Genomic DNA, 21,734 nt, shown 5'->3' with positions numbered 1-21,734 from the left:
AAGGAGACCCAGGCTCAACCGGCGCGGCGGTCGAGCTTCTGGATAGGACCGGTCCACCACCACAGCGCGGCCAGCGACAGCGGCACCAGCGCGGCAACGAGGATGAAGATCGGAGCGTAGGAATGGCGGGTCAGCACTGGCACCAGCCAGGTGGTGATCAAGGTGCCGGCCACGGCCGCGAGGCCACCGAGGCCCGCCAGCGTGCCCACCGAGCGGCCGTCGAACAGGTCGCCCGGCAGGGTCTGGATGTTGCCGATGGCCACCTGGAAGCCGAACAGCACGGCAGCGATCGCCAGCACCGCCAGCAGCGGCTGGTTGGCCAGCACGGCAGCCAGCAGGGCAGGGGCCATGATCACGCAGCCCAGCGTGATGGCCAGCTTGCGGGCGCGGTCCACGCTGTGCCCGGCGCGGATCATCCGCCCGGACAGCCAACCGCCGCTGAGGCTGCCCAGCATCGCGCCAACGAACGGCACCCAGGCGAACAGGCCGATCTGCTTGATGTCGAAGCCGAAGGTTTCGGCCAGGTAGATCGGCAGCCAGGACACGAACAACCACCAGATCGGGTCCAGCAGGAAGCGGCAGGCGAGCATGCCCCAGCTCTGCCGGTGGGCCAGCAGCTCACGAACGCTGGCCTTCGGTGCCACCTCTGCCTGCTGCCCGGCCTGGTCTTCCTGGATCAACCGGCGCTCGGCATCGCTCACCCACGGATGCTTGTCCGGCCCGGCGCGGTAGACAAACAGCCATGGCAGCAGCCACAGGAAGCCGATCGCACCGACCAGCACGAAGGTGCCGCGCCAGCCCAGCCACAGGTACAGGCCGGCGATGGCCGGTGCGGAGACAATCGCGCCGATCGACGCACCTGCGTTGAACACGCCCTGCGCCAGTGCGCGCTCGCGTGCCGGGAACCACTCGGCATTGGCCTTGACCGCGCCTGGCCAGGCACCGGCCTCGCTGATGCCGAGCATCGCCCGCACCAGGCTGAAGGACAGCATCGAATGGGTGACCGAATGCAGGGCGATGGAGATCGACCACACGCTGATCGACAGAGCGAAACCCAGGCGCGTTCCGATCATGTCGAACAGGCGCCCGAACAGGAACTGGCCGGCGGCATAGAACAGCATGAACACCGTCACCAGCAGCGCGTAGTCATCCTTGGTTGCGCCCACTTCCCTGGCGATTTCCGGCCACATCACCGCCAGTGCGTTGCGGTCGATGTAGTTGATGACCGTAGCCACGGCGATCAGGCCCACGATCAGCCAGCGCACTGTTGAACGCACCGGCACCTTGCGCAGGTTGGCCACCACCGCAGGGCCGTTCATTTCGCGTCATCCTTGCTGCGGTCCATGCGCGCGTGGCTGCCGCTCCAGCCGTAGGCATGGCCGTCGACGGTCACGCTGTGCTCGCCCTTGGCGCTGCTGTCATCGGCCACGCCCAGCGCGATGCGGGCTCCACTGGCAAGGCGCAGTTCGATCACCTCGGCATCGCTGCCACGGGTGCGCACGATGTCCTTGATGCGGCTGTCTGCGCCGTGCACGTACTCGGCGGTGCCGTTGTACTCGCCGTGCGGCTCCAGCACGCTGAAGAAGGTCACGTCCTTCTGGCCTTCCACGCGCTGCAGCAGGGCCGGTTCGCGGCGCAGGTTGAATTCCGGGTCGTTGGCACCGCTTTCCACCAGCAGCGCCTGCGCGGGTGCGCTGCTGCCGAAGCGGTAGGTGTAGAAGCGGCCGTCCAGCAGCCAGGCCAGCGAACGCGGTTCGCTGCCGGGTTTGCTGCGTGCATCCAGCCACAGGTGCTGGTAGCCGTTGTCCTTGCCCAGCACCGGGCGCTGGGCGGGGAAGTGTTCGGCCTCGAAGCCGGTGGTGACGATGTGACCGTTGAAGTGCAGCGGCAGGTCGTAGCGCGCGGCCTTGTTACCGTGTACCTGCAACAGATCCAGCACCACTGGCAGACCCAGGTCGGGGTGGCGCAGCAGCGCCTGGGTGCGGGTGAAGATCACGCCTGGATACGCATCGCGCATGGTTGCCGAGGCGACCTGGGTATCGGCATCGGCCTGGAAGAAGCGCACCTGCGGGGCATGCTCCTCGCCGCGCTTCCAGTCGCCCTTGAAGTGGCTCTGCTCGTCCACCACCAGGGTGTTGTGGGCCACGGTCTGCTTGGCCCAGCTGCGGTTCTCGGCCAGGTAGATGCCGCCGCGCTTGGCTTCCACGTTGAGGAAGCGGGCCGCGCCGTAGTCGGTCACCACTGGGTTGCCGTTGTCGTAGAACAACCAGTTGAGCTTGTCGAAGTGGCCGTGGCCCATGCCCTGCATGGTGTCCTTCTGCACCAGCGCCTGGCCGCGCTCGCCGTTCATGCGCAGAATGGCCAAGCCGCCGCGGTCGCCGTCAGGGCCGTCGCGCAGCAGCATCGGCCTGTAGTCGAAAGGCTTGGCCTTGTTCGCCGCCAGCGCCTGCGCCACCTCCAGCCCTTCGGGCGAAAGCAGCAGGCGCTTCTGTTGCTGGGCCACGGACAGCAGGCGGTCATCACCGGTACGCGCATAGGCGATGCCGATGCCGGCCACCAGCTCTTCGGTGTCGATGCCTTTGTCCAGGATGGCGTCGTTGATCGGGAAGAACAAGCCGTTGTAGCTGGACTGCACCAGCACATCCACGGCCTTCAACAGCACGCCGTCACGGCGCGCGAAGATCTTCCGCTGAGGTTCGTTGCGTTCTATGGCATTGGCGAACAGCAGGAACGGCGCCAGTGCATAGCGCTGGTAGTATGGGCCTTCCTCGTAGTAACCATCGGGCGAGAACAGCAGGTCGATCTGCCGAAGAAAGCCGAATTGATCGTCCTTCCGACTGCCGCGCAGGGATTTCTCCACCAGCTCAGGGTCGCGCAGCACGTAGCCGGTCATGCCGGTGGCGGCCACCGCCCAGGTGGCGTGGTTGTGGATCTGGTCGTAGTTCTTCGGCTCGCTGACGAGGAACTCGGCCATTGGCCGGAACACCTTCGATTCGATGGTGTTGCGGTCGCTGGCGGACAGCGCGTCGCGGATCGCGTCGTAGCCCTGGATGGCGTTGACCAGCCATACCGAATCGTTGAGCACCTGCCAGAACACGCGCCCGGGGATCTGCCCACGGCCTTCCGGGTGCGGGCCCAGCGTCGGGTAGAGCTGGGCATACTGCAGCAGCATGTCGCGCGCATAGTCCACGTAGGCCCTGTCGCCGGTCAGCCGGTACAGCGTGCCCGCCGCCAGCAGCGCCTGGTAGTTGCGCTTGTGCTGTTCATGGGTGCGCCCGCCGCCCTTGTCCTTGGGTACCGGCACGTCGATACCGGCTTTCATCATCTTCTTCAGCGTCGCCTCGGTGCGCGCCTGCTCCTTGGAAAACCACGGGTAGCGGCGGCCTTCGCTGGCCATCTGCTGCCACTGTGCGGCGGTGACCAGCACCGGCGCGGCCTCGGCCTGTCGCACGGCGGCAGTGGGGGCTGCGAACAGCGATGCGCTCGGCAGCAGGGCGAAGGGGGCGGCCAAAGCCAGGGAAACGAACAGCGGCTGCAACCTCATCGATCAACTCCATTGCGGGTGCGTGACAGGGCAACTTCGCCCACCTTGGGATACCAGGCAACGCCGGTCGCCTCGCGCGCGGTCATCGCCAGCGCAGGATCGGCACCCACGGCGGGCAGGGCAGGCGTGGCAACCCACAATCCGCTATCAGCCTGCTGCAGGCTGACACCACGGCTCTCTACGCCTCCCGGGAACACAGTGCTGGCTGCCGGCGACTGCACGTTGCCACTGAAGTCGATACCGGCCAGCGAACTGGCGGCATTGGGCGGGTTCCTGCTGGTGCGGTTGACGATCAGGTTGCCGGTGAAGCGGCTGTTGCTGGCGGCCACCACGATGCCCTTCGCCTCATCATGGCCGACGCCGAAACTGATCTTCGCCACGTCCACGAAGGTGTTGCCGCTGATCGTGGCATTCACCACCGGCGCATAGCCGGACAGCGGCGGATTGGCCTGCGCATCCATCACCGCCAGTGCCGAACGGTTGCTGGACCCGGCCAGCCGTTCAAAGTAGTTGTTGCTGACGGTCTGGTCGGCGTTGATGATGCGTACGCCGCCGGTGCCGGCCTTGTCATCGCCGAGGAAGACATTGTCGATCACCCGGTTGCCATTGCCGTGGCGCAGGGTCAGTGCTCCGGCCGAACGATAGAACACGTTGCCGCGGAAGGTATTGCCGCCAGACTTGTTGGAGACGATTTCGGTCTCGCCGTCGCAGCCTTCGAACCAGTTGTTCTCCACCGTGCTGTTGGAATTGCTCAGTGAGATGTCACTGGTGCCGACGCGAATCGTTTCACCGCCGTTGACGCCCAGCGCTGGGCGTGGGCCGAACCAGTTGTGGTCGATGCGGTGCTGGTTGTCCAGGCCCTGGGTGGCATCGCGCACCACCACCACGGTCGGCCCGGCATTGGTCTTGCCGCGCAGCTGGCTGTGATCGAGGCGGTTGTGGCTGCCATAGAAGGAAACCCAGTAGTCCTGGTCGCTGGCATCGGGGTTGGTGTAGTCGTCGATCACCAGGCCGGTGACGCGGCTGTTGCTGGCGACGGCCTTGCTCGATTCGCGGAATGCCACCACCGCATCACCCGGTGCGTAGCCGTTGCGGAACACCAGGTTGGACACCTGCAGGTAGCTCCCTGCCAGGCGCAGGTCCGAGCGCCCGCTGAAGACGACCTTGCCGGCGGTCTGCGCGCGCAGCGTGATCGGCGCGGCTGCCGTGCCCTGGCCCTTCAGCAGCAACCGGGCGTCGGTCCAGATGCCGTCAGCCAACACGATCTCATCGCCGGGCTGCAGCGCCGAGGCGGCGGTAGTGAACTCAGCGACATCGTGGACGAGCCAGCTGGTAGCACTTGCCGCTGAAGTGGTCAGGCACATGACCAGACCAGTGGCCAGGCAAAACAGTGATGGATAGTTGGACGGGTGACGTGCCAGCGAGTGAATGCGCATGAAATCCTTCCAGGGACGGCCCGGCCGTCGTTTCAGGGTGGGTCTGCATACCACTTTCGGGTCTGTTGTAAGCCAGCTTTCGCGCAAAGTCATGCTGCAGAAGCACATTAAATTGCGATCAACTGGTATGGATCAAAGGCATTTGAACATTCACATACCAATTGGTTGACATTTTCATGTCGCCGTGCCGAAGCTGCGTCCCACGCCTGGCATGCAGGCGATCCTTTGGGAGGAGGAAACCATGCGGCGACCCGCCGGAGCAGTGCACAGCATCTCGTTGTCCCCCACACCCCTGATCGTGGCGCTGCTCGCCGTGCTGGCGGGCCTGCCCACGGCCCAGGCGCAATCCAGCAAGGAGGCAGCAGGGCAGGATCCCACCACGCTGGACCAGGTGCAGGTCACCGGCATCCGCGAATCGATGCAGAGTTCGATCAACAAGAAGCGCGACGACACGGTCATTGCCGATGTGCTCTCGGCCGATGACATCGGCGACCTGCCGGCGCCCTCGCTGGCCGACGCGATCGAGACCCTGACCGGCGCCGCCTCGACCCGCGACAAGACCGGGGCCTCGGAAATCTCCATCCGTGGCCTGGGCGCCTTCCTCAGCAGCACCAACTTCAATGGCCGCGAGATCACCAACGGCAGTGGCGACCGCTCGGTGAACTTCAACATGTTCCCCGCCGAGCTGATCAATACGGTCGCCATCTACAAGACCCAGCGCGCCGACATCATCGAAGGCGGCGTGGCCGGCACCATCGGCCTGGAAACAGTGCGCCCACTGGAGTACGGCAAGCGGGCGGCGCAGATCGATCTGCGTGGCAGCTGGGCCGAGTATGACAAGAAGTATCGCGACGACGACGGCATCGGCTACCGCGGCACCGCCAGCTACATCGACCAGTTCGAGTTCGGCAACGGGCAGAAGCTGGGCATTTCGCTGGGTTTCCAGCGCCTGGACGGCACCGATCCGGAAGAGAGCATCACCAGCGGTTCCACCTGGTATGCCTGCGATGGCACGCAGAACGTGGGCAATGCCAACTGCAATGAAGTGTCCGCGCAGGCCATCGCCAACGGCGCACCTTACTACCTGGTGCCCAGCAGCCGCATCTACCGGCTCAAGCAGGAGCGCAACGACCGCCAGAGCGAGTTCGCTGCACTGCAGTGGCGGCCCAATGACGTGGTTGAAGTGAATCTCGACTTCGAACACACCGAGCGCAACTGGTACGAGAACCGCAGCGATCTGAGCCTGTCCAACGCACGTCGCGGCATCACCCAGCGCGACGTGGACGCAGAGGGCATCGTGCGCCACCTGCATGGCAGCACCTCGATCGACTCCACCTCCAACCGCTACTGGCGTGGCGAGGAATACACCGGGGGTGGCCTGAACCTGATCCTGCGACCGACCCCGGCCTGGGAGCTGTCCACCGATCTTTCGTACTCGCATACCAATCGCCTCGATAGCGAGCGCATGACCCGCCTGCGCGCGAACCAGCGCGACGTCAACAATGCCGCCGTGCCCGGCATCAGCAGTGGTGCCACCGGCTACGTGGACTATGACTGGGACTGGCACGGCGAAGTGCCCAGTGTCGCGCTGGCGCCGAACTTCGACCCCACCAACTGGGACGCCTACACCGGGGCGGCGCGGGTGACCTCAAGCGCAACGGAGAATGACCACAAGATCAAGGCCGGCCGCTTCGATGCCAGTTTCATGCCCGAGTCCGGTTTCTTCACCCGCATCAAGGGCGGCGTGCGCGCCAGCCAGGCCGACTACCGCCTGCGCGACAACACCCTGGTAACCGACTACGACCAGCGCGTGGCGGCCGACAAGGCGAAGATCATCGCTGCCAACCAGGCCTGCCGTGCACCATTCCCCCAGGATGACTTCATGGATGCCGCCAGCGGCAACACGATCTCCTCGTGGGCGTACTTCGATCCGAACTGCCTGTACCAGTCGTTCCGTGGCAGCCTCGACAGCGGGCTGGATCCGGGTTTCCAGGATCCGAACAATGTCGATATCACCGAGAAGACACGCGCGCTCTATCTGCTGGGTGAGTTCAGCAGCAGCCTGTTCGGTTTGCCGGTGACCGGCAACCTCGGCCTGCGCTGGGTCAAGACCGATGTTCGCTCCGAAGGCGTGCGTACCGGCCTGCGTATCGAGGACAACGGTGACGGGACGATCCGCCTGCAACCCACCGGCGAGTACAGCACGCAGGTGTTCAAGGCGGGCAACGACAAGCTGCTGCCCAGCCTCAACGCGGCCTTCGAACTGCGCCCGGACGTGTTGCTGCGGGTCGGTGCGTACCGCGCGATGTCACGGCCGGACATCGCCGCGCTGGGTGCGGGGCGCACCATCAACGTGAGCAGTGATGCCACCTACGGCAACCTGGCCGATGCGCTGGATGACATCAGCGCCAGTGGCAACCCGGCGGCACAGCCGCTGATGTCCTGGAACGGCGACCTGTCACTGGAGTGGTACCCGAACCCGGACACGATGCTGGCCGGCGCGGTGTACTGGAAGCAGTTCAACGGCGGCACCGCCACCGCGCTGGTGCCGGAGACCTACACCATCGACGGCCAGAGCGTGACTGTGCCGGTGCGGCAGCAGGTAACCACCGACGAGGACAGCACGCTGACCGGCTTCGAGCTGACCGCCACCCATCGACTGTCGTACCTGCCCAAGCCGTTCGACGGGCTGGGCTTCAAGGTCAGCTACAACTACGCCGATGCCGACTACCGGACCCAGGACTCACGACTGGGCGAGCAGCTGGCCAGTGATGGCACGATCATTCCGGCGATCGTGCCGCCGGCGGGTCTCAGCGGCTTCTCGCGGCACGTCCTGTCCGGCTCGATCTACTGGGACGTCGGGCGCTTCAACATCCAGGCCATCGGCAAGTTCCGCTCGCACTACTACCAGGACTTCACCGGCAACACCGCGCAGCAGAACCGCTACTATGATGACAACACCAGCGTGGACCTGCGCCTGCGCTACCGGGTGAACAAGCAGTTGTCGCTGTCGCTGGAGCTGATGAACCTGACCAACGAGCCGCGCGTGGCCTACCAGCCGCTTTATGGGAACTTCCGCGAAGTGGTGACCTACGGGCGGCGTGCGTATTTCGGTGTACGATACAAGTTCTGAACAGGGCGGCGCGGCCAGTGGTCGCGCCGTCGCTCCAACCGGACCCTTGCCGGCCGCGGTGGCAGGGCAGGGACCCGGAGGGAATCGCCAAGGGTCAGCCGCATGTCCGCCAACCGCCTTTACCAGACCATCGCTGCCAAGCTCCGCAAGCTGATCGAGGACGGCGAATTTCCGCCGGGCTCGCGGCTGCCGGGCGAGCGTGAACTGGCCGAACGGTTCGGTGTCAGCCGGGTCACCATCCGCGAAGCCGAGATCGCACTGGAAGCACAGGGCTGGATCGCCATCCGCATCGGTTCGGGCGTGCATGTGAAGCCGCGCCCGACGCAGGCGTCCGGCGGGCTGCCGGATGTCAGCGCCTTCGACCTCACCGCTGCCCGCGCGGTATTCGAAGCCGAGGCTGCCGCGCTGGCTGCCAGCAATCTGGATGATGCCGGCATTGCCGAATTGCAGTCGTTGGCCGAAGCGCTGTGCCGTCGCGACCTGAGCGACGCCGAAGCCGGCGAGTACGACCGCCGTTTCCACCTGGCCATCGCACGGCTTTCCGGCAATCCGGTGGTGGAATTTTTCGTGCAGCAGATCTGGCGCATGCGCAGCGAACTGCCGCGGGTGACCGAGGTCTATGCCCGGGTCTGCCACGATGATGGCGCCAGCCGTGCCGACGAGCACATGGCCATCTTCGAAGCCCTGCGTGCGCGTGATCCGGTGGCCGCACGCAATGCGATGCGCCATCACTTCCAGCGCCTGTTCGAAGCCATGCTGCAGGCGACCGAAAGCCAGGCGCTGGAGGAGATCCGCCGGCGCACGCAGCAGGATCGTGAACGGTTCCTGGCCACGACGCGGATCTGAACGACGGAGCGGACACCGGCCGAGCGTCTGCGTGCCGCGACCTGGCCAGCGCCGGGGGTAATGGCTGTTGCATCGTTGAGCATGCCGGCGGGTGATCGCCGGTGATGTGTCATGCCAATGATGCATGCCGGTGCCGAGAGGGCAGCGATCATACTGCACCGTTGCGTTTCCATTGAACGATTCACGGCCGCGGCTACGTGCCCTTTCGAATCTCATCCCCTGCGACGGCAGCCCGTATCCTTCCTGCATGCATTCCTTCTCCGATCTTCGCGGTCTCCCGGCAGTCCCCGCGTCCTCCGGCTGGGTGCAACGCGGTGAGCGCTGGGATCTATGGTGGAGCGGCCGCATCGTGGCCAGCATCGTCCCGCACGCAGTGCTCGGCTTCCAGGTGTACCTGGATGCACGCAGGATGTCCCCGGCCAAGGTGGTGCACGCGGTGAATGCGCGGCAAGCCCGGCGCTATGCCGAGCGCTGGTGCGCGGCTCGGCTTTGCCCCCGGTTGCGGCTGCGCGACGCGGTCGCCTGTCTCGTGGGCGCCGCGCCTTCGGCAGGCGCGGCGCGGCCGCCGCCGCTCACACGGGAGCAGCGCCAGCAGGCGCGCCGCCTGGCCGAGGCCGGGACAGGGGAGGTGGCACGCATCAAGCAGGCGCTCGCACCGCGGCAGCCTGCAAGGCCCTTGGGGCAGTTAACGTGTCAGGCGTGGTCGGTACCCGGCAGGACGCCCACAGCCCTGGCAAACGCTACGCCGAAAGCTCCTCACGCACGATCCTGGCCCCTTCGCTGAGCGCGCGCAGCTTGCCCCTGGCCACGGTGCGGGCCAGCGGCGCCATGCCGCAGTTGGTGCTGGGGTAAAGCTTGTCGGCATCCACGAACTGCAGCGCCCTGCGCAGGGTGTCGGCCACTTCTTCCGGTGTTTCCACCGCGCTCGAGGCCACGTCGATCGCGCCTACCATCACCTTCTTGCCACGGACCAGCTCGATCAGGTCGATCGGCACGTGCGAGTTATGGCATTCCAGCGAAATGATGTCGAGGCTGGAGGCCTGCAGTTTCGGGAACGATTCCTCGTACTGGCGCCATTCCGATCCCAGCGTCTGCTTCCAGTCGGTGTTGGCCTTGATCCCGTAACCGTAGCAGATGTGCACGGCTGTCTCGCACGTCAGCCCTTCGATCGCGCGCTCCAGGGCGGCCACGCCCCAGTCGTTCACTTCGTCGAAGAACACATTGAAGGCCGGCTCATCGAACTGGATGATGTCCACGCCGGCCGCTTCCAGCTCCTTCGCTTCCTCGTTGAGGATCTTCGCGAACTCCCAGGCCAGCTTCTCCCGGCTCCTGTAGTGGGCGTCGTACAGCGTGTCGATCATCGTCATCGGGCCGGGCAGCGCCCACTTGATCGGCTGCGCAGTCTGGCGGCGCAGGAACTTCGCATCCTCCACGAACACCGGCTTCGGACGGCTCACGGCGCCGACCACGGTGGGCACGCTGGCATCGTAGCGGTTACGGATGCGCACGGTTTCGCGCTTTTCGAAGTCAACGCCGCTGAGATGCTCGATGAAGGTAGTGACGAAGTGCTGCCGGGTCTGCTCACCGTCGCTGACGATGTCGATGCCCGCGTGTTGCTGTTCCTGCAGCGACAGGCGCAGCGCATCCTGCTTGCCTTCAGCCAGGCCTTCGTCCTGCAGCTTCCAGGGCGACCAGAGCTTTTCGGGTTCTGCCAGCCAGGACGGCTTGGGCAGGCTGCCGGCGGTGGAGGTGGGGAGCAGTTTCTTCATCGGTGTCGGGTTGTCCTGGTATGCGAAGGGGAAATCGATGGATCAGCGCGCAGCCCACTGCTCAAGCACGGCGCGGTACGGCTTGATGAAGTGCTCTTCGGTGAACCGGCCCTGCTTGACCGCCAGCTGGCTGCGCTCTTCGCGGTCGTAGACGATGCGGGTGGACGAGTAATCCTGGTGCTTCAGGCTGGGCTGGTAGACCTTGCCGGCCACGGAATTGGCGTTGTAGATCTCCGGGCGGTAGATTTTCTGGAACGCTTCCATCGTGCTGATGGTGCCGATCAGCTCCAGGTTCGAGTAGTCGCCCAGCAGGTCGCCCTGGAAGTAGAACGCCAGCGGCGCGACGCTGCCCGGCGGCATGAAGTAACGTACCTGCAGGCCCATCTTGTCGAAGTAGTGGTCGGTGGCGGAGAACTCGCCCTGCCGGTACTCCACGCCCAGGATGGGGTGATGATTCTCGGTGCGGTGGTAGGTCCTGCTGCTGGAGACGCTGATGCAGATCACCGGCCCCTTGCGGAAGCTGGCGCGGTAGGCGTCCGATCCAAGGAAGTGCTTGAACAGCTTGCCGTGCAGGTCGCCAAAGCCTTCCGGAATGCCGAAGGTGGCCTTGCCCTCGTTGCTGGCCGGCAGCACCACGCTGAAATCGTAATCACGCACGTAGGACGAGAAATTGTTGCCGACGATGCCTTCGATACGCGCGCCGGTCCGCGTGTCGACGATGGTCGGTTGCAGCACCTCGATCAACGGAAACGGATCGTTGCCGTCGGCGCCGTCGATGTGCATCTCCACCGAGATGATGTCCAGCTCGACGGCATAACGATCGGCGCTCGGGTTGTCCCAGTGCGCCAGGTCGTTGAAGCGGTTGTTGATCATGCTGAGGGTGTTGCGCAGGTTTTCCCGCCGGGAAGCGCCGCGCGCCAGATTGGCGAAATTGGTGGTGATGCGCGTGCCCTCGGCGGGCTGGTAGTCCTCGTTGAAGGGGATGCGCGTGATGCTGAAGGTGAAGGTGTCGTTCGTCATGGGCGGCGTTCCGTGATGCGGGGTGACATCCGGATGCGGGGCGAGCGCATCCGGCATTCAGGGTGCTGCGGCAGCCTCGAGGGCGGCGACGGGCTGGCGGGCCAGGGCCAGCAGTGGCATGGCTCGGTGGACCGCCAGTCGAGCGCGCTCGATCAGCGGTTCGTTGTGCACGCGGCCGTCGGCGAAATCGCGGTCGGTGGCATAGACGCCCAGCGGCAAGGTGCGGGCCTGGAAGAAGCTGAAGAGCGGCCGCAGCTGGTGGTCGATCACCAGCGCATGGCGCTCGCTGCCGCCGGTCGCGGCCAGCAGGATGGGGGTGTCGACCAGCGCATCCTGGTGGATGAAGTCGAAGAAATGCTTGAACAGCCCGGTGTACGAGCCGCGATAGACCGGTGTGCTCACCACGAGGACATCGGCGTGCTCGACGGCAAGCAGCTGGCGCTCGACAGCCTCGGGCAATTGTGAGCGGCACAGGGCGCCGGCCAGCTGCGGGGCGAGCTCGCCGAGCTCGATCAGATGGTGTTCGCAATGGACGTCGTTGCCGATCACGCCCAGCAGATGCTCGGCCAGGAGGGTGGCCCGCGAGGGGCGCTGCAGCCCCCCGGACACGGCGACGATACGGAGAGGGCGGTGGGATGAAGGCATGACCCGATCCTAGTCATGCCTTTCCATGACGTAAAATGGTATTACTTCACCTATCCATGAGTGAGATTCATCGTCATGCTGGAGCGCATCCACCTCAGCATCGTGCAGCAGGTCGAGCAGCAGGGCTCGCTCACCGCCGCCGCCGGCGTGCTCAACCTGACCCAGTCGGCGCTCAGCCACAGCATGAAGAAGCTGGAGCAGCAGCTGGGTACCGAGGTCTGGCTGCGTGAGGGTCGCAGCCTGCGGCTGACCCAGGCCGGACAGTACCTGCTGGCAGTGGCCAACCGGGTGCTGCCGCAGCTGGACCTGGCCGAGGAGCGCCTGCGCCAGTTCGCGCAGGGCGAGCGTGGCGCGTTGCGCATCGGCATGGAGTGCCATCCCTGCTACCAGTGGCTGCTGAAGATTGTCTCGCCCTACCTGGCGGCATGGCCGGACGTGGATGTGGACGTCAAGCAGAAGTTCCAGTTCGGCGGTATCGGCGCATTGTTCGGCTACGAGATCGACCTGCTGGTTACCCCCGACCCGCTGCTGAAGCCGGGCCTGAAGTTCATTCCCGTGTTCGACTACGAACAGGTGCTGGTGGTGGCCGGGAACCATGCCCTGGCCAAGGTGGACCACGTAAAACCGCGCCAGCTCGGCCAGGAAGTGCTGATCAGTTATCCGGTGCCGTTCGAGCGCCTGGACATCTACAACCAGTTCCTGCTGCCGGCCGGCATCACGCCGCGGCGCCACAAGGCCATCGAAACCACCGACATCATGATGCAGATGGTGGCCAGCGGCCGCGGCGTGGCTGCAATGCCGCGCTGGCTGGTGGAAGAGTACGCCGCGCGCATGGACGTGGTGCCCGTGCGCCTGGGCGCCAAGGGCATCCCCAAGCAGATCTATCTCGGCGCGCGCGAGGCCGATACCGGTATCGACTACCTGCAGGCCTTCATCGAACTGGCCCGCAACAGCTCGCCGCTTGCCGGCAATGCACGCGAGGCGCGCTGATGCCGGTCGGTACCTCAGCGCGCGCGGAAGCCTTCATCAACGCCTTTTCACTGGAAGTCAGCGCGAAGGCCATGCCCGCGCTGCGCGCCGAGGCGGATCGGATCCCGCGCGGTACGGTCATCTCCATTCCCTGGCTGGCCAGCGAGGATGACGACGCCCGCCTGGCCGCCGTGCGCACCGTGCGCGCGCTCGGATTCGAGCCGATGCCGCATCTCTCCGCGCGGCGCATCGGGTCACGCACAGCGCTTGAACGCTTCCTGGAGCGCGCCACCAGCGAAGCCGGGGTGGAGCGCTGCCTGCTGATCGCCGGTGACCTCGCCACGCCTGCCGGGCCGTTTGCCGACAGTGCTTCGATCATCGAGACCGGGCGTCTTGAGCGTTTCGGCATCAAGGTCGTAGGTATCGGCGGGCATCCGGAAGGCCATCCGGCGATGAGCGGCGACGCTCGCTGGCAGGTACTCGAACGCAAGTGCCGGGCCATCGAAGCGCGCCGCATGGCGCCTGTGATCGTCACCCAGTTCGCCTTCGATGCCGATGCCGTGCTGGCCTGGCTGGATGCACTGCGCGCGCGCGGCATCAGCGTTCCGGTGCTGGTCGGCGTGCCGGGTCCGGCCAGCATCGCCCGCTTGCTGCGTTATGCGGCGATGTGTGGCGTAGGCGCCAGTGCATCGATGCTCGCCCAGTATGGCATCTCGATCGGCCGGCTGCTCGGAACGGCGGGGCCGGAGGTTTTCGTCGATCGCCTGGTGAAGGGGCTGACCCGCGCCCATGGCCAGGTCAGCCCGCATTTCTTCCCGTTCGGCGGTGTTGCGCCGTCGCTGGAGTGGGTGGCGCAGTACCGGCGGCGCATTTCCATCAGCCAGCGCCGATGATCTGCGTCATGGCATGGATCGCGTTGTCCGGGTGCCGGGTTGATCCAGCGAAGGCGCCGGCCTGGAAAGCCTCCCATTGCAGCGACGCATGCCCAGGTCGAGGCGCTCTGCAATGCCCTGCGGGTTGATGTCTCCGGCGCGATTGATCAGTACGACGAGCGTTCTTCGATCGGTGGGACGGTGCCGGAGATACCCGGTAAAGCCTGCGGTCCCGCCGCCATGGCCGACTACCTTTCCGCCATCGGAAACTTCCCAGCCGGCCCCCCAGCCCGCCTTGCTGCCATTGGCGAGGAGTGTGTCGCACCACATCCGCTTCAGGGCCGCCTCGGGCAACAGTCGATGCTGGTCCAGCGCCACAGCAAAGCGCGCCATGTCGTCGATGCTGGCGAGCAGGCCGCCGGCGGCCCATGCCGAGCCCGGAGCAGTGGGCGGTGGTGCGCGCCAGTGGCCATCCTGGAACAGATGCCCCTGGGCAATCCGGCGCCGATCGTCTGCACGACGCGGTCCCGCATCGCGCATGCCCAGCGGCGACAGTATCTCCTCCTGCAGAACCCGCCAGTAGTCCATGCCGGTTGCATGCTCTATGGCCAGGCCGAGCAGGATGTAGTTCGTATTGGAATAGGCGTGCCGCGCACCGGGCGCAAACGCCAGCGGCCGCTCGGCCACCTCTGCGAGCAATTCACTGGGGGCTGGATTCGTCGGCATCAACCGCAGGAAATTTTCTTCATTCAGATAGTTGGGAATGCCTGAGGTATGGCTCAGCAGCTGCAGCAGCGAAGTGGATGCCCATGCGGAAGGCAACCCTTCCACGTACTGGCCGATGGGCGCGGTGACGTCGAGCAGATGCCGCTGCTGGAGCCGGAAAATCAGCAGGGCCGTGAACAGCTTGGTGATCGACCCCAGTTCGAACACGGTATGGCGATCAATCGGTGCAGGCCGGGTGTCATTGAGCCGCCCGGTCGTGCACAGCGCGGCAATGCGCCCGTGATCGACCAGAACGGCCGCCATGCCAGGCTGCCGTTCGGCCTGCAGCAATGCGGTCAGCGAACCGCATCCCGCCAACGTCGCCCGGCTCGCCAGCGCCGATGGTGCTGACAGGCCGAAGCCAGTGGCCAGCAGCGCCGCACACAGGCGACGTCGAACAGGGTCGTGGTACATGCACGTGGCTCGCAGCGGCGTCGTGGTGATGGTAGCGCGGACTGAGGGCCGGCCCGCGCAGGGTGCACCGGGTGAATCCACCCCGACAGCTGCCGGGGACGCGCAGCATGCCGGCGGGTCATCCGCGATGGCTGACAGCTGTCACTGGCTGCAACCCGGGCGGAAGCGAATAGTGAGAGCCAATGCGAGGGCACCTCGCCACCACTCAGCCACCACTCATCAAGGGGACCGCTCATGAACATGCTCCAGCAACTCGCCTCGCAGACGCCGGTCTGGGTCTGGCTGCTCCTGGCCTTCCTGGTCACCCGTGGCATTGCCGCCATGAAGCCTGCAGAAACCTCGCTGCACAAACTGGCGATCGTGCCCGCGCTGTTCGCAGTCTGGGGCGCGTGGTCGATCAGTCATCGCTTCGGCGCGTCGCTGGCCGCCTGGAGCGAGTGGCTGGCCGGCATCGCAACGGGCGCGGCACTTGCCTGGCTGCTGCTGAATCGATTGAAGCTGACGCTGGATCGCAGCACCGGCAAGCTCTGGCGCAGCGCGGACTTCAGCCTGCTGCCGCTGCTGCTGGTCACCTTCCTGGTGAAGTACGGCTTCGAAGCCGCATTTGCGGTGTCGCCGTCGCTGACCGCCCATGCCGGTTTCAGTGCCGCCTACCTGCTGCTGACAGGCGGGTTCACTGGCATCTTCGTCGGCAAGTACGCCCGGTACCTGGCCTCGCTGAGGGTGGATGCGGCAGGCAAGGGACTGGAAACCCCAGGCTGATTGACCTGGTAGTGCCGGCCGCTGGCCGGCTTCCCCATGCAGCGTTGCGCGGGGCTGGCGCAGGCGTCACGATGCCCGCCACTGGCCAACACCGGAATCGCTGACGTGATGAAGACCACATCCTGGTTCTGGATCAACGTGGCCAGTCACTTCGGCATTGTCGCAGCCCTGGCCTGGCTGCCCGCACGGTGGACGGGGCAACTTGTGGAAGCCCTGGCCGGGACTCAGCCGGCTATCGGCGACACCCGCCATTTGGCCTTCATAGGCTCCATGTTCGGCTTCTGCGTGACCGCACTGATCCTGATGGGGGTGTTGACTGTCACCGGCGAACTGCTGGGTTTCTCCAGGCCCTATGCGCGACGGTCGGAGGCCCAGAACGAAGCGCAGGCCGTCCACCGCAAGGTACTGCTGACTGCATTCGCCACGCTCTCATGGGTGGCCGTGGGATCGCTTGCAGGTATTGCGTCGATCTTCGCGGCCTCGTCATGAAGGGCGACCCTGTCAGCGCCCAGTGTGCCGGAACGGATGGGTGCGTGAACTGCGGGACTGCTCACGCCTCCCCACGCCACTGGCTCATCAGCATCTGCAGGAATCGCTCCGCCGTGGGCGAGAGCAGGGCGCCGCGGCGGCGGACGATGCCGATCGTGCGCGACACCACCGGGTTGCCGATCGCGCGAGTCACCAGGGTGGGGTGATCCCCATCTGGCGTGGCCATCTTCGGTAGCACCGACACGCCGATGCCCGCCTCGACCATGCCCAGTGACGTCGACAGGTGGGTCACTTCGTAGTGCCAGCTCAACTTGAGGTTCTCGCGCGCCAGCGCGCCGTCCAGCAGCGTGCGGTTGCCGCTGGTGCGATGCACGGTGATCAGCTGGTGCTCGGCCAGATCAGCCCATTCCACTTTGCGCTTGCGGGCCAGCGGATGATCGCGCCGGCAGGCGAGGACGAAGGGGTCCTCAGCCAGCACGTCGAAGTCGAGATTCGGATCGTTGGCGCCCATGAAGTTGATGCCGAACTCGACTTCGCCACGTTCCACTGCCTGCAGACCCTCCGTGGCCGGGATATCCAGAATGCGGAAGCGAACGTTCGGGTGCGCTTCGTGGAAACGCGCCATCACGCTGGGCAGGAAGTAGAACGCCGCCGTCGGCAGGCAGGCGATGGTCACTGTCGCGCCGCGGGTGTCTTCGCGGCCGCGCAGCGAGAACAGTGATCCATCGAATTCCTCCAGCATGCGGCGCACCAGTGGCAGCAGGTTCTCGCCGACGGCGGTGGTACTGACGCTGCGCGTGGTGCGCTCCAGCAGCGGCGAGCCCACCGCCTGCTCCAGTTTCTGGATCCGGCGGCTGAGTGCGGGCTGGGAGACGTGAAGGATTTCCGCGGCCCGATGAAAGCTGCGTGTCTCCGACACCAGCAGGAACGCACGCAGATCGAGGATTTCGCAATTGATGCTCATCAGGTATCAATCATCCAAAAATCAGCAATTCACAGATCAATTGGGGTCATGCCAGTATCGAATCACAGAGGGGTCATTCATCCCCGATACGCATCAATCTAGCACACGTATGTCCAACGATCTGCTCAGCATTCCCTGCGTGCTCATGCGCGGCGGCACCTCCAAGGGCCCGTTCTTCCTGGCCAGCGACCTGCCGGCGGACACCGCCGAACGCGATCGCCTGCTGCTGGAAGTGATGGGCTCGGGACATCCGCTGCAGATCGACGGCATCGGCGGTGGCAACGCGCTGACCAGCAAGGTGGCGATCATCGACCGCTCCAGCCGCCCGGACGCCGATGTCGACTACCTGTTCGCCCAGGTACGGGTCGAGCAGCAAGTGGTGGATACCTCGCCCAACTGCGGCAACATGCTGGCGGCCGTAGGCCCGTATGCCATCGAGCGTGGGCTGGTGCAGGCGCAGGATCCGCAGACCGAAGTGCGCATCCACAACGTCAACACCGGCAAGTTGATCATCGCCACGGTGGAAACGCCGGGCGGCAATGTGGCCTACCGCGGTGATACGCGCATTGCCGGCGCGCCGGGCTCAGCCGCGCCGGTCAGGCTGTCCTTCCTTGATGCGGCAGGCGCCCGCACCGGCAAGCTGCTGCCCAGCGGGCATGCGCAGGAAACCATCAATGGCGTGCCGGCCAGCCTGGTGGACTGCGCCATGCCGATGATGCTGGTGCGTGCCGAAGATCTGGGCGTGCGCGGTGATGCCTCGCCCGCCGAACTGAACGCGGACGCGGCGTTCATGCGCCGGCTGGAAGCGCTGCGCATCGAGGCGGGCGCCCGCATGGGCATCGCCGACGCCGGCAACAAGGTCATTCCCAAGCCGGTGCTGCTGTCGGCGCCGCAACAGGGCGGCGATCTGCAGGTGCGCTATTTCATGCCGCACCAATGCCACACCGCACTGGCCATTACCGGCGCGGTCGGCCTGGCCACCGCCGCCGTCACGCCGGGCACGCTGGCCCACACTTTGGTCGGATGCCGGTCCGTTCCCGGCAGCATTACCCTCGAACATCCGAGTGGGGCCCTGGAGGTGGGCCTCAGTCGCAGCTCGGGCGATTCGCCGGTGATTGCCAGCGTGGTCCGCACCGCACGCCGCTTGTTCGAGGGGCGCGTGTACGCGACTTCGCCCGCGCCCGCCACGGCCAGTGCCACCCAAGCCCGCCAATGGACGTCAGCGGCATGATCTGAACCCGGACGGGCCTGCGTAGACGCGCATGCCCGCCATTACAACGTAGATGCTTCACTCCTGGGAGGGATGATGTACAAGCAGTTCTTGATGGCCGCGCTGTGCGTGGCCGGGCTGGCCGCGGCCGGATGCAGCAACAGCGGGCGCGTGGAAGGCGCGGCCGCCGGCAGCAGCGACAACGCACCGGTGCGCATCAGCGTCGGCTCCTACAACCTCAACAACCTGCCGTTCTTCATTGCCGACGCCAAGGGCTACTTCAAGGACGTCGGCCTGCAGGTGAAGACCGAGAACTTCGCCCAGGGCGGCTCCAAGGTGCTGCAGGCGCTGGTGGCCAATTCCACCGACGTAGCCGTCGGCTTCTACGACCACACCATCCAGATGCAGGCCAAGGGCAAGGACGTGGTGGCCTTCGTACTGCTCTCGCGCAACTCCGGCCTGGTGATGGCCGGCCGCGAGGATGCCACCTTCGATCCGGCGCGCCCGGAGACCATCAAGGGCCAGAAGGTCGGGATCACCGCACCGGGCTCCTCGTCCGACTTCTTCGTCCGTCACTTCCTCGCCCAGCACGATATTCCGGCCGACAGCATCTCATTGATCGGGGTCGGCTCGGGCGCCGCAGCAGTGGCCGCGCTGGAGCAGGGCAAGATCGACCTGCTGGTCAACTATGATCCCGCCGCCACCCTGATCACCGAGCGCAAGGTCGGCAGGATCCTCCTCGACGCGCGCAGCGACGACGGCGCCCGCCAAGTCTATGGCGGTCTGTACCCGACCTCGGTGATGTACGCCAACCAGACCTTCCTGGACAAGCGCCCCGAAGCGGCCGAGAAGATCGCCCGCGCCGAGCAGATGGCCTTGAAGTTCATCGCCGACAACAGTGCTGAAGACATCGTCGCTGCGCTGCCGGACAGCTACGTCTCCGGTGACCGCGCCACCTATGCCCGCGCGGTGGAGAACGCGCGCGCGATCTTCACCCGGGACGGTCACTTCACGCCTGCCGATCTGGAAACACCGCTGAAGGTGCTGCGTGAGTTCAACACGGATGTCGCCAAGGCCGATATCGATCTGTCCCGGACCTACACCAATGCCTTCGTCGAGCGTGCCAACGCTGCGGCGCCGGCTGCCCAACCGTAAGCGGAGGTAACCCATGGCCCTCAATGCCACCGTGCGCCAGTTCAATGGCGCGCCGCAGCTGGAGCCTGCACAGACCATGGTCGCCATCAACAAGGTGACCATGTCCTTCGGCGAATTCACCGCCGTACGCGATGTCGACATCCAGGTGGGTGACGGCGAGTTCCTTGCCATCGTCGGGCCGACCGGCTGCGGCAAGAGCACCATCCTCAATTCCGTGGCGGGCCTGCTGAAGCCGTCGTCGGGCCAGGTCAGCATCGATGGCCGTGCCGTCAGCGGCGTGCAGGAGTCGGTCGGCTACCTGTTCCAGCAGGACGCGCTGCTCCCGTGGAAGACCGCGTACCAGAATGTTGAACTCGGCCTGCGCTTCCGTGGTGTGCCCGAGGCCGAACGCAAGGCCAAGGCCAACGCTTGGCTGGCCAAGGTCGGCCTGGCCGGCTTCGAGCATCGCTACCCGCACCAGCTGTCCGGTGGCCAGCGCAAGCGCGTGCAGATGGCCCAGGCGTTGATCGTCGAGCCGAAGGTGATCCTGATGGATGAACCGTTCTCGGCGCTGGACATCCATACCCGGCACCTGATGCAGAACGAGCTGCTGCGCCTGTGGCAGGAGGACCGGCGCTCGGTGATCCTGATCACCCACGACCTGGAAGAAGCGATCGCCTTGGGCGACCGCGTGGTGGTGCTGTCCTCCGGCCCGGCCAGCCGCGTGGTGCGCAGTTTCGATGTGGATCTGGAACGGCCGAGGAACGTGGCCGAAATCAAGCTGGATGACCGTTTCACCGACCTGTACCGCGACATCTGGGCCTGCCTGCGCGGCGAAGTGGAGAAGAGCTATGCACGCCAAGACTGACAAGTTCATCCAGCTCGCGCTGGTGGTCGCCGTGTTCGGTGGCTGGGAAGGCGGCATCGCGCTGGGCGTGATCGATCCGTTCTTCTTCCCATCGCCAACCGCCATCGTGCAGCAGGCCTGGACCTGGCTGTCCGATACGTCGTTCTATCAGCATGTCTACATCACGCTGACCGAAACCGCGCTGGGCTACATCATCGGCACCGGCCTGGGTGTGGCCGGCGGCGTCTGGCTCGGCCTGAGCCGCCGCTCGGCACGCATCCTCGATCCCTTCATCAAGGGCTTCAACGCGATTCCGCGCGTGGTGCTGGCGCCGATTTTCGTGCTGTGGCTGGGCCTGGGGCTGTGGTCGAAGGTGGCGCTGGCGGTCACGCTGGTGTTCTTCACCACGTTCTTCAATGCCATGCAGGGCGTGCGCGAGGTGAATCCGGTGGTGCTGGCCAATGCCCGCATCCTGGGGGCGAGCCGCAGTGACCTGCTGCGCCATGTCTACTTCCCCGCAGCGGCGAGCTGGATCCTGTCTTCGCTGCGTACTTCGGTCGGCTTTGCCGTGGTCGGTGCGATCATCGGCGAATACCTCGGCGCCTCGGCGGGCCTGGGCTACCTGATCGCGCAGGCAGAAGGCAACTTCAACGCTGTGGGTGTGTTCGCCGGCATCATCATCCTGGCCGCCTTCGTGCTGGTCATCGACGCGCTGCTGGACGTGGTCGAGAACAAGCTGATCACCTGGCGTCCCAACGCCCAGGCACAGGCCACCAGCTGACCCGGACGGGCTGAGCCCGCCTGCCGCGCCGCCGGGCCGATCCGGCGGCGTGCGCTTCCTACCCCGATCTTCCCCCGCACCACCGCAACAGGCCAGCGCCGGGCCAGGGGGCCGGCTGGCCGGAGAGAGAGCCC

18 protein-coding genes are annotated in these 21,734 nt (G+C 65.7%); 10 read left to right on the top strand and 8 right to left on the bottom strand.

All coding sequences use genetic code 11. The features are described from left to right. Positions 1–14 precede the first annotated feature (14 nt). The 3 genes from G370_RS0105900 to G370_RS0105890 are packed head-to-tail and all read right to left on the bottom strand — an operon-like array spanning position 15 to position 4,980. Entirely contained in the window at positions 15–1,319 is a 1,305-nt protein-coding gene (locus G370_RS0105900) for an MFS transporter (RefSeq protein WP_019659759.1), read from the bottom strand. Continuing rightward, entirely contained in the window at positions 1,316–3,544 is a 2,229-nt protein-coding gene (locus G370_RS0105895; protein WP_019336530.1) for an oligoalginate lyase, read from the bottom strand. The genes G370_RS0105900 and G370_RS0105895 overlap by 4 nt, the downstream gene beginning before the upstream one ends. Further along, complete coding sequence (locus G370_RS0105890; RefSeq protein ID WP_019659758.1) at positions 3,541–4,980, bottom strand: polysaccharide lyase 6 family protein; 1,440 nt, start codon at positions 4,978–4,980, stop codon at positions 3,541–3,543. The genes G370_RS0105895 and G370_RS0105890 overlap by 4 nt, the downstream gene beginning before the upstream one ends. A 241-nt stretch (positions 4,981–5,221) precedes the next feature. Here G370_RS0105890 and G370_RS0105885 point away from each other — a divergent pair, with 241 nt between their 5' ends. Both G370_RS0105885 and G370_RS0105880 read left to right on the top strand, forming a co-directional pair. Then, positions 5,222–8,113 carry a TonB-dependent receptor gene (locus G370_RS0105885; RefSeq protein WP_050563254.1) on the top strand — a complete coding sequence of 964 codons (2,892 nt, stop codon included), beginning with the start codon at positions 5,222–5,224 and terminating at the stop codon, positions 8,111–8,113. Positions 8,114–8,215: 102 nt separating this feature from the next. Beyond that, positions 8,216–8,959, top strand: coding sequence for a FadR/GntR family transcriptional regulator (locus G370_RS0105880; RefSeq protein WP_019659756.1), 744 nt, complete (start codon positions 8,216–8,218; stop codon positions 8,957–8,959). Between the two features lie 740 nt (positions 8,960–9,699). Here G370_RS0105880 and G370_RS0105875 read toward each other — a convergent pair. The 3 genes from G370_RS0105875 to msuE are packed head-to-tail and all read right to left on the bottom strand — an operon-like array spanning position 9,700 to position 12,393. Beyond that, complete coding sequence (locus tag G370_RS0105875) at positions 9,700–10,728, bottom strand: methionine synthase (RefSeq protein WP_019659754.1); 1,029 nt, start codon at positions 10,726–10,728, stop codon at positions 9,700–9,702. Between the two features lie 42 nt (positions 10,729–10,770). Next, positions 10,771–11,748 carry a DUF1852 domain-containing protein gene (locus G370_RS0105870; protein WP_019659753.1) on the bottom strand — a complete coding sequence of 326 codons (978 nt, stop codon included), beginning with the start codon at positions 11,746–11,748 and terminating at the stop codon, positions 10,771–10,773. A 57-nt stretch (positions 11,749–11,805) separates the two neighbouring features. Beyond that, complete coding sequence (msuE, locus tag G370_RS0105865) at positions 11,806–12,393, bottom strand: FMN reductase (RefSeq protein ID WP_019659752.1); 588 nt, start codon at positions 12,391–12,393, stop codon at positions 11,806–11,808. A gap of 75 nt (positions 12,394–12,468) precedes the next feature. Between msuE and G370_RS0105860 the strand changes: the two genes are divergently transcribed. Together G370_RS0105860 and G370_RS0105855 are read left to right on the top strand one after the other, a co-directional pair. Next, positions 12,469–13,383: a LysR family transcriptional regulator gene (locus G370_RS0105860; protein ID WP_019659751.1), complete on the top strand. Its 915-nt coding sequence runs from the start codon at positions 12,469–12,471 to the stop codon at positions 13,381–13,383. Then, positions 13,383–14,255, top strand: a complete 873-nt coding sequence (locus G370_RS0105855; RefSeq protein ID WP_019659750.1) for a methylenetetrahydrofolate reductase — start codon at positions 13,383–13,385, stop codon at positions 14,253–14,255. Before G370_RS0105860 ends, G370_RS0105855 begins: the two co-directional genes overlap by 1 nt. A 6-nt stretch (positions 14,256–14,261) precedes the next feature. Here G370_RS0105855 and G370_RS0105850 read toward each other — a convergent pair whose 3' ends face one another. After that, positions 14,262–15,413 carry a serine hydrolase domain-containing protein gene (locus G370_RS0105850; protein WP_080112506.1) on the bottom strand — a complete coding sequence of 384 codons (1,152 nt, stop codon included), beginning with the start codon at positions 15,411–15,413 and terminating at the stop codon, positions 14,262–14,264. A gap of 234 nt (positions 15,414–15,647) precedes the next feature. On the opposite strand from G370_RS0105850, the gene G370_RS0105845 reads away from it, so the two are divergent. Together G370_RS0105845 and G370_RS0105840 are read left to right on the top strand one after the other, a co-directional pair. Further along, positions 15,648–16,175 carry a DUF6622 family protein gene (locus G370_RS0105845; protein WP_019659748.1) on the top strand — a complete coding sequence of 176 codons (528 nt, stop codon included), beginning with the start codon at positions 15,648–15,650 and terminating at the stop codon, positions 16,173–16,175. A gap of 108 nt (positions 16,176–16,283) precedes the next feature. After that, entirely contained in the window at positions 16,284–16,664 is a 381-nt protein-coding gene (locus G370_RS0105840; protein WP_019337724.1) for a hypothetical protein, read from the top strand. Between the two features lie 61 nt (positions 16,665–16,725). Here G370_RS0105840 and G370_RS0105835 read toward each other — a convergent pair whose 3' ends face one another. Further along, positions 16,726–17,628 (bottom strand): LysR family transcriptional regulator, encoded by a 903-nt coding sequence (locus tag G370_RS0105835; protein ID WP_010485668.1) that lies wholly within the window; start codon positions 17,626–17,628, stop codon positions 16,726–16,728. 109 nt (positions 17,629–17,737) lie between these two features. Between G370_RS0105835 and G370_RS0105830 the strand changes: the two genes are divergently transcribed. From G370_RS0105830 to G370_RS0105815, 4 genes are all read left to right on the top strand, one after another. Continuing rightward, positions 17,738–18,859: a 4-oxalomesaconate tautomerase gene (locus G370_RS0105830; protein ID WP_019659747.1), complete on the top strand. Its 1,122-nt coding sequence runs from the start codon at positions 17,738–17,740 to the stop codon at positions 18,857–18,859. Positions 18,860–18,934: 75 nt separating this feature from the next. Beyond that, a complete protein-coding gene (locus G370_RS0105825; RefSeq protein WP_019659746.1) occupies positions 18,935–19,993 on the top strand; it encodes an ABC transporter substrate-binding protein in 1,059 nt (352 codons plus the stop codon). A gap of 13 nt (positions 19,994–20,006) precedes the next feature. Next, entirely contained in the window at positions 20,007–20,840 is an 834-nt protein-coding gene (locus G370_RS0105820) for an ABC transporter ATP-binding protein (protein ID WP_014647218.1), read from the top strand. Beyond that, the gene (locus G370_RS0105815) at positions 20,824–21,600 is read left to right on the top strand and encodes an ABC transporter permease (RefSeq protein ID WP_005409726.1); all 777 of its coding nucleotides are present in this window, start codon (positions 20,824–20,826) and stop codon (positions 21,598–21,600) included. Before G370_RS0105820 ends, G370_RS0105815 begins: the two co-directional genes overlap by 17 nt. Positions 21,601–21,734 lie beyond the last annotated feature (134 nt).

It is taken from the genome of Stenotrophomonas hibiscicola ATCC 19867 (genome assembly GCF_000382065.1).
GTDB lineage: Bacteria > Pseudomonadota > Gammaproteobacteria > Xanthomonadales > Xanthomonadaceae > Stenotrophomonas > Stenotrophomonas hibiscicola.
The sequence above is the reverse complement of the archived record's forward strand: the minus strand, read 5'-3'. Positions and strand labels throughout refer to the sequence as shown.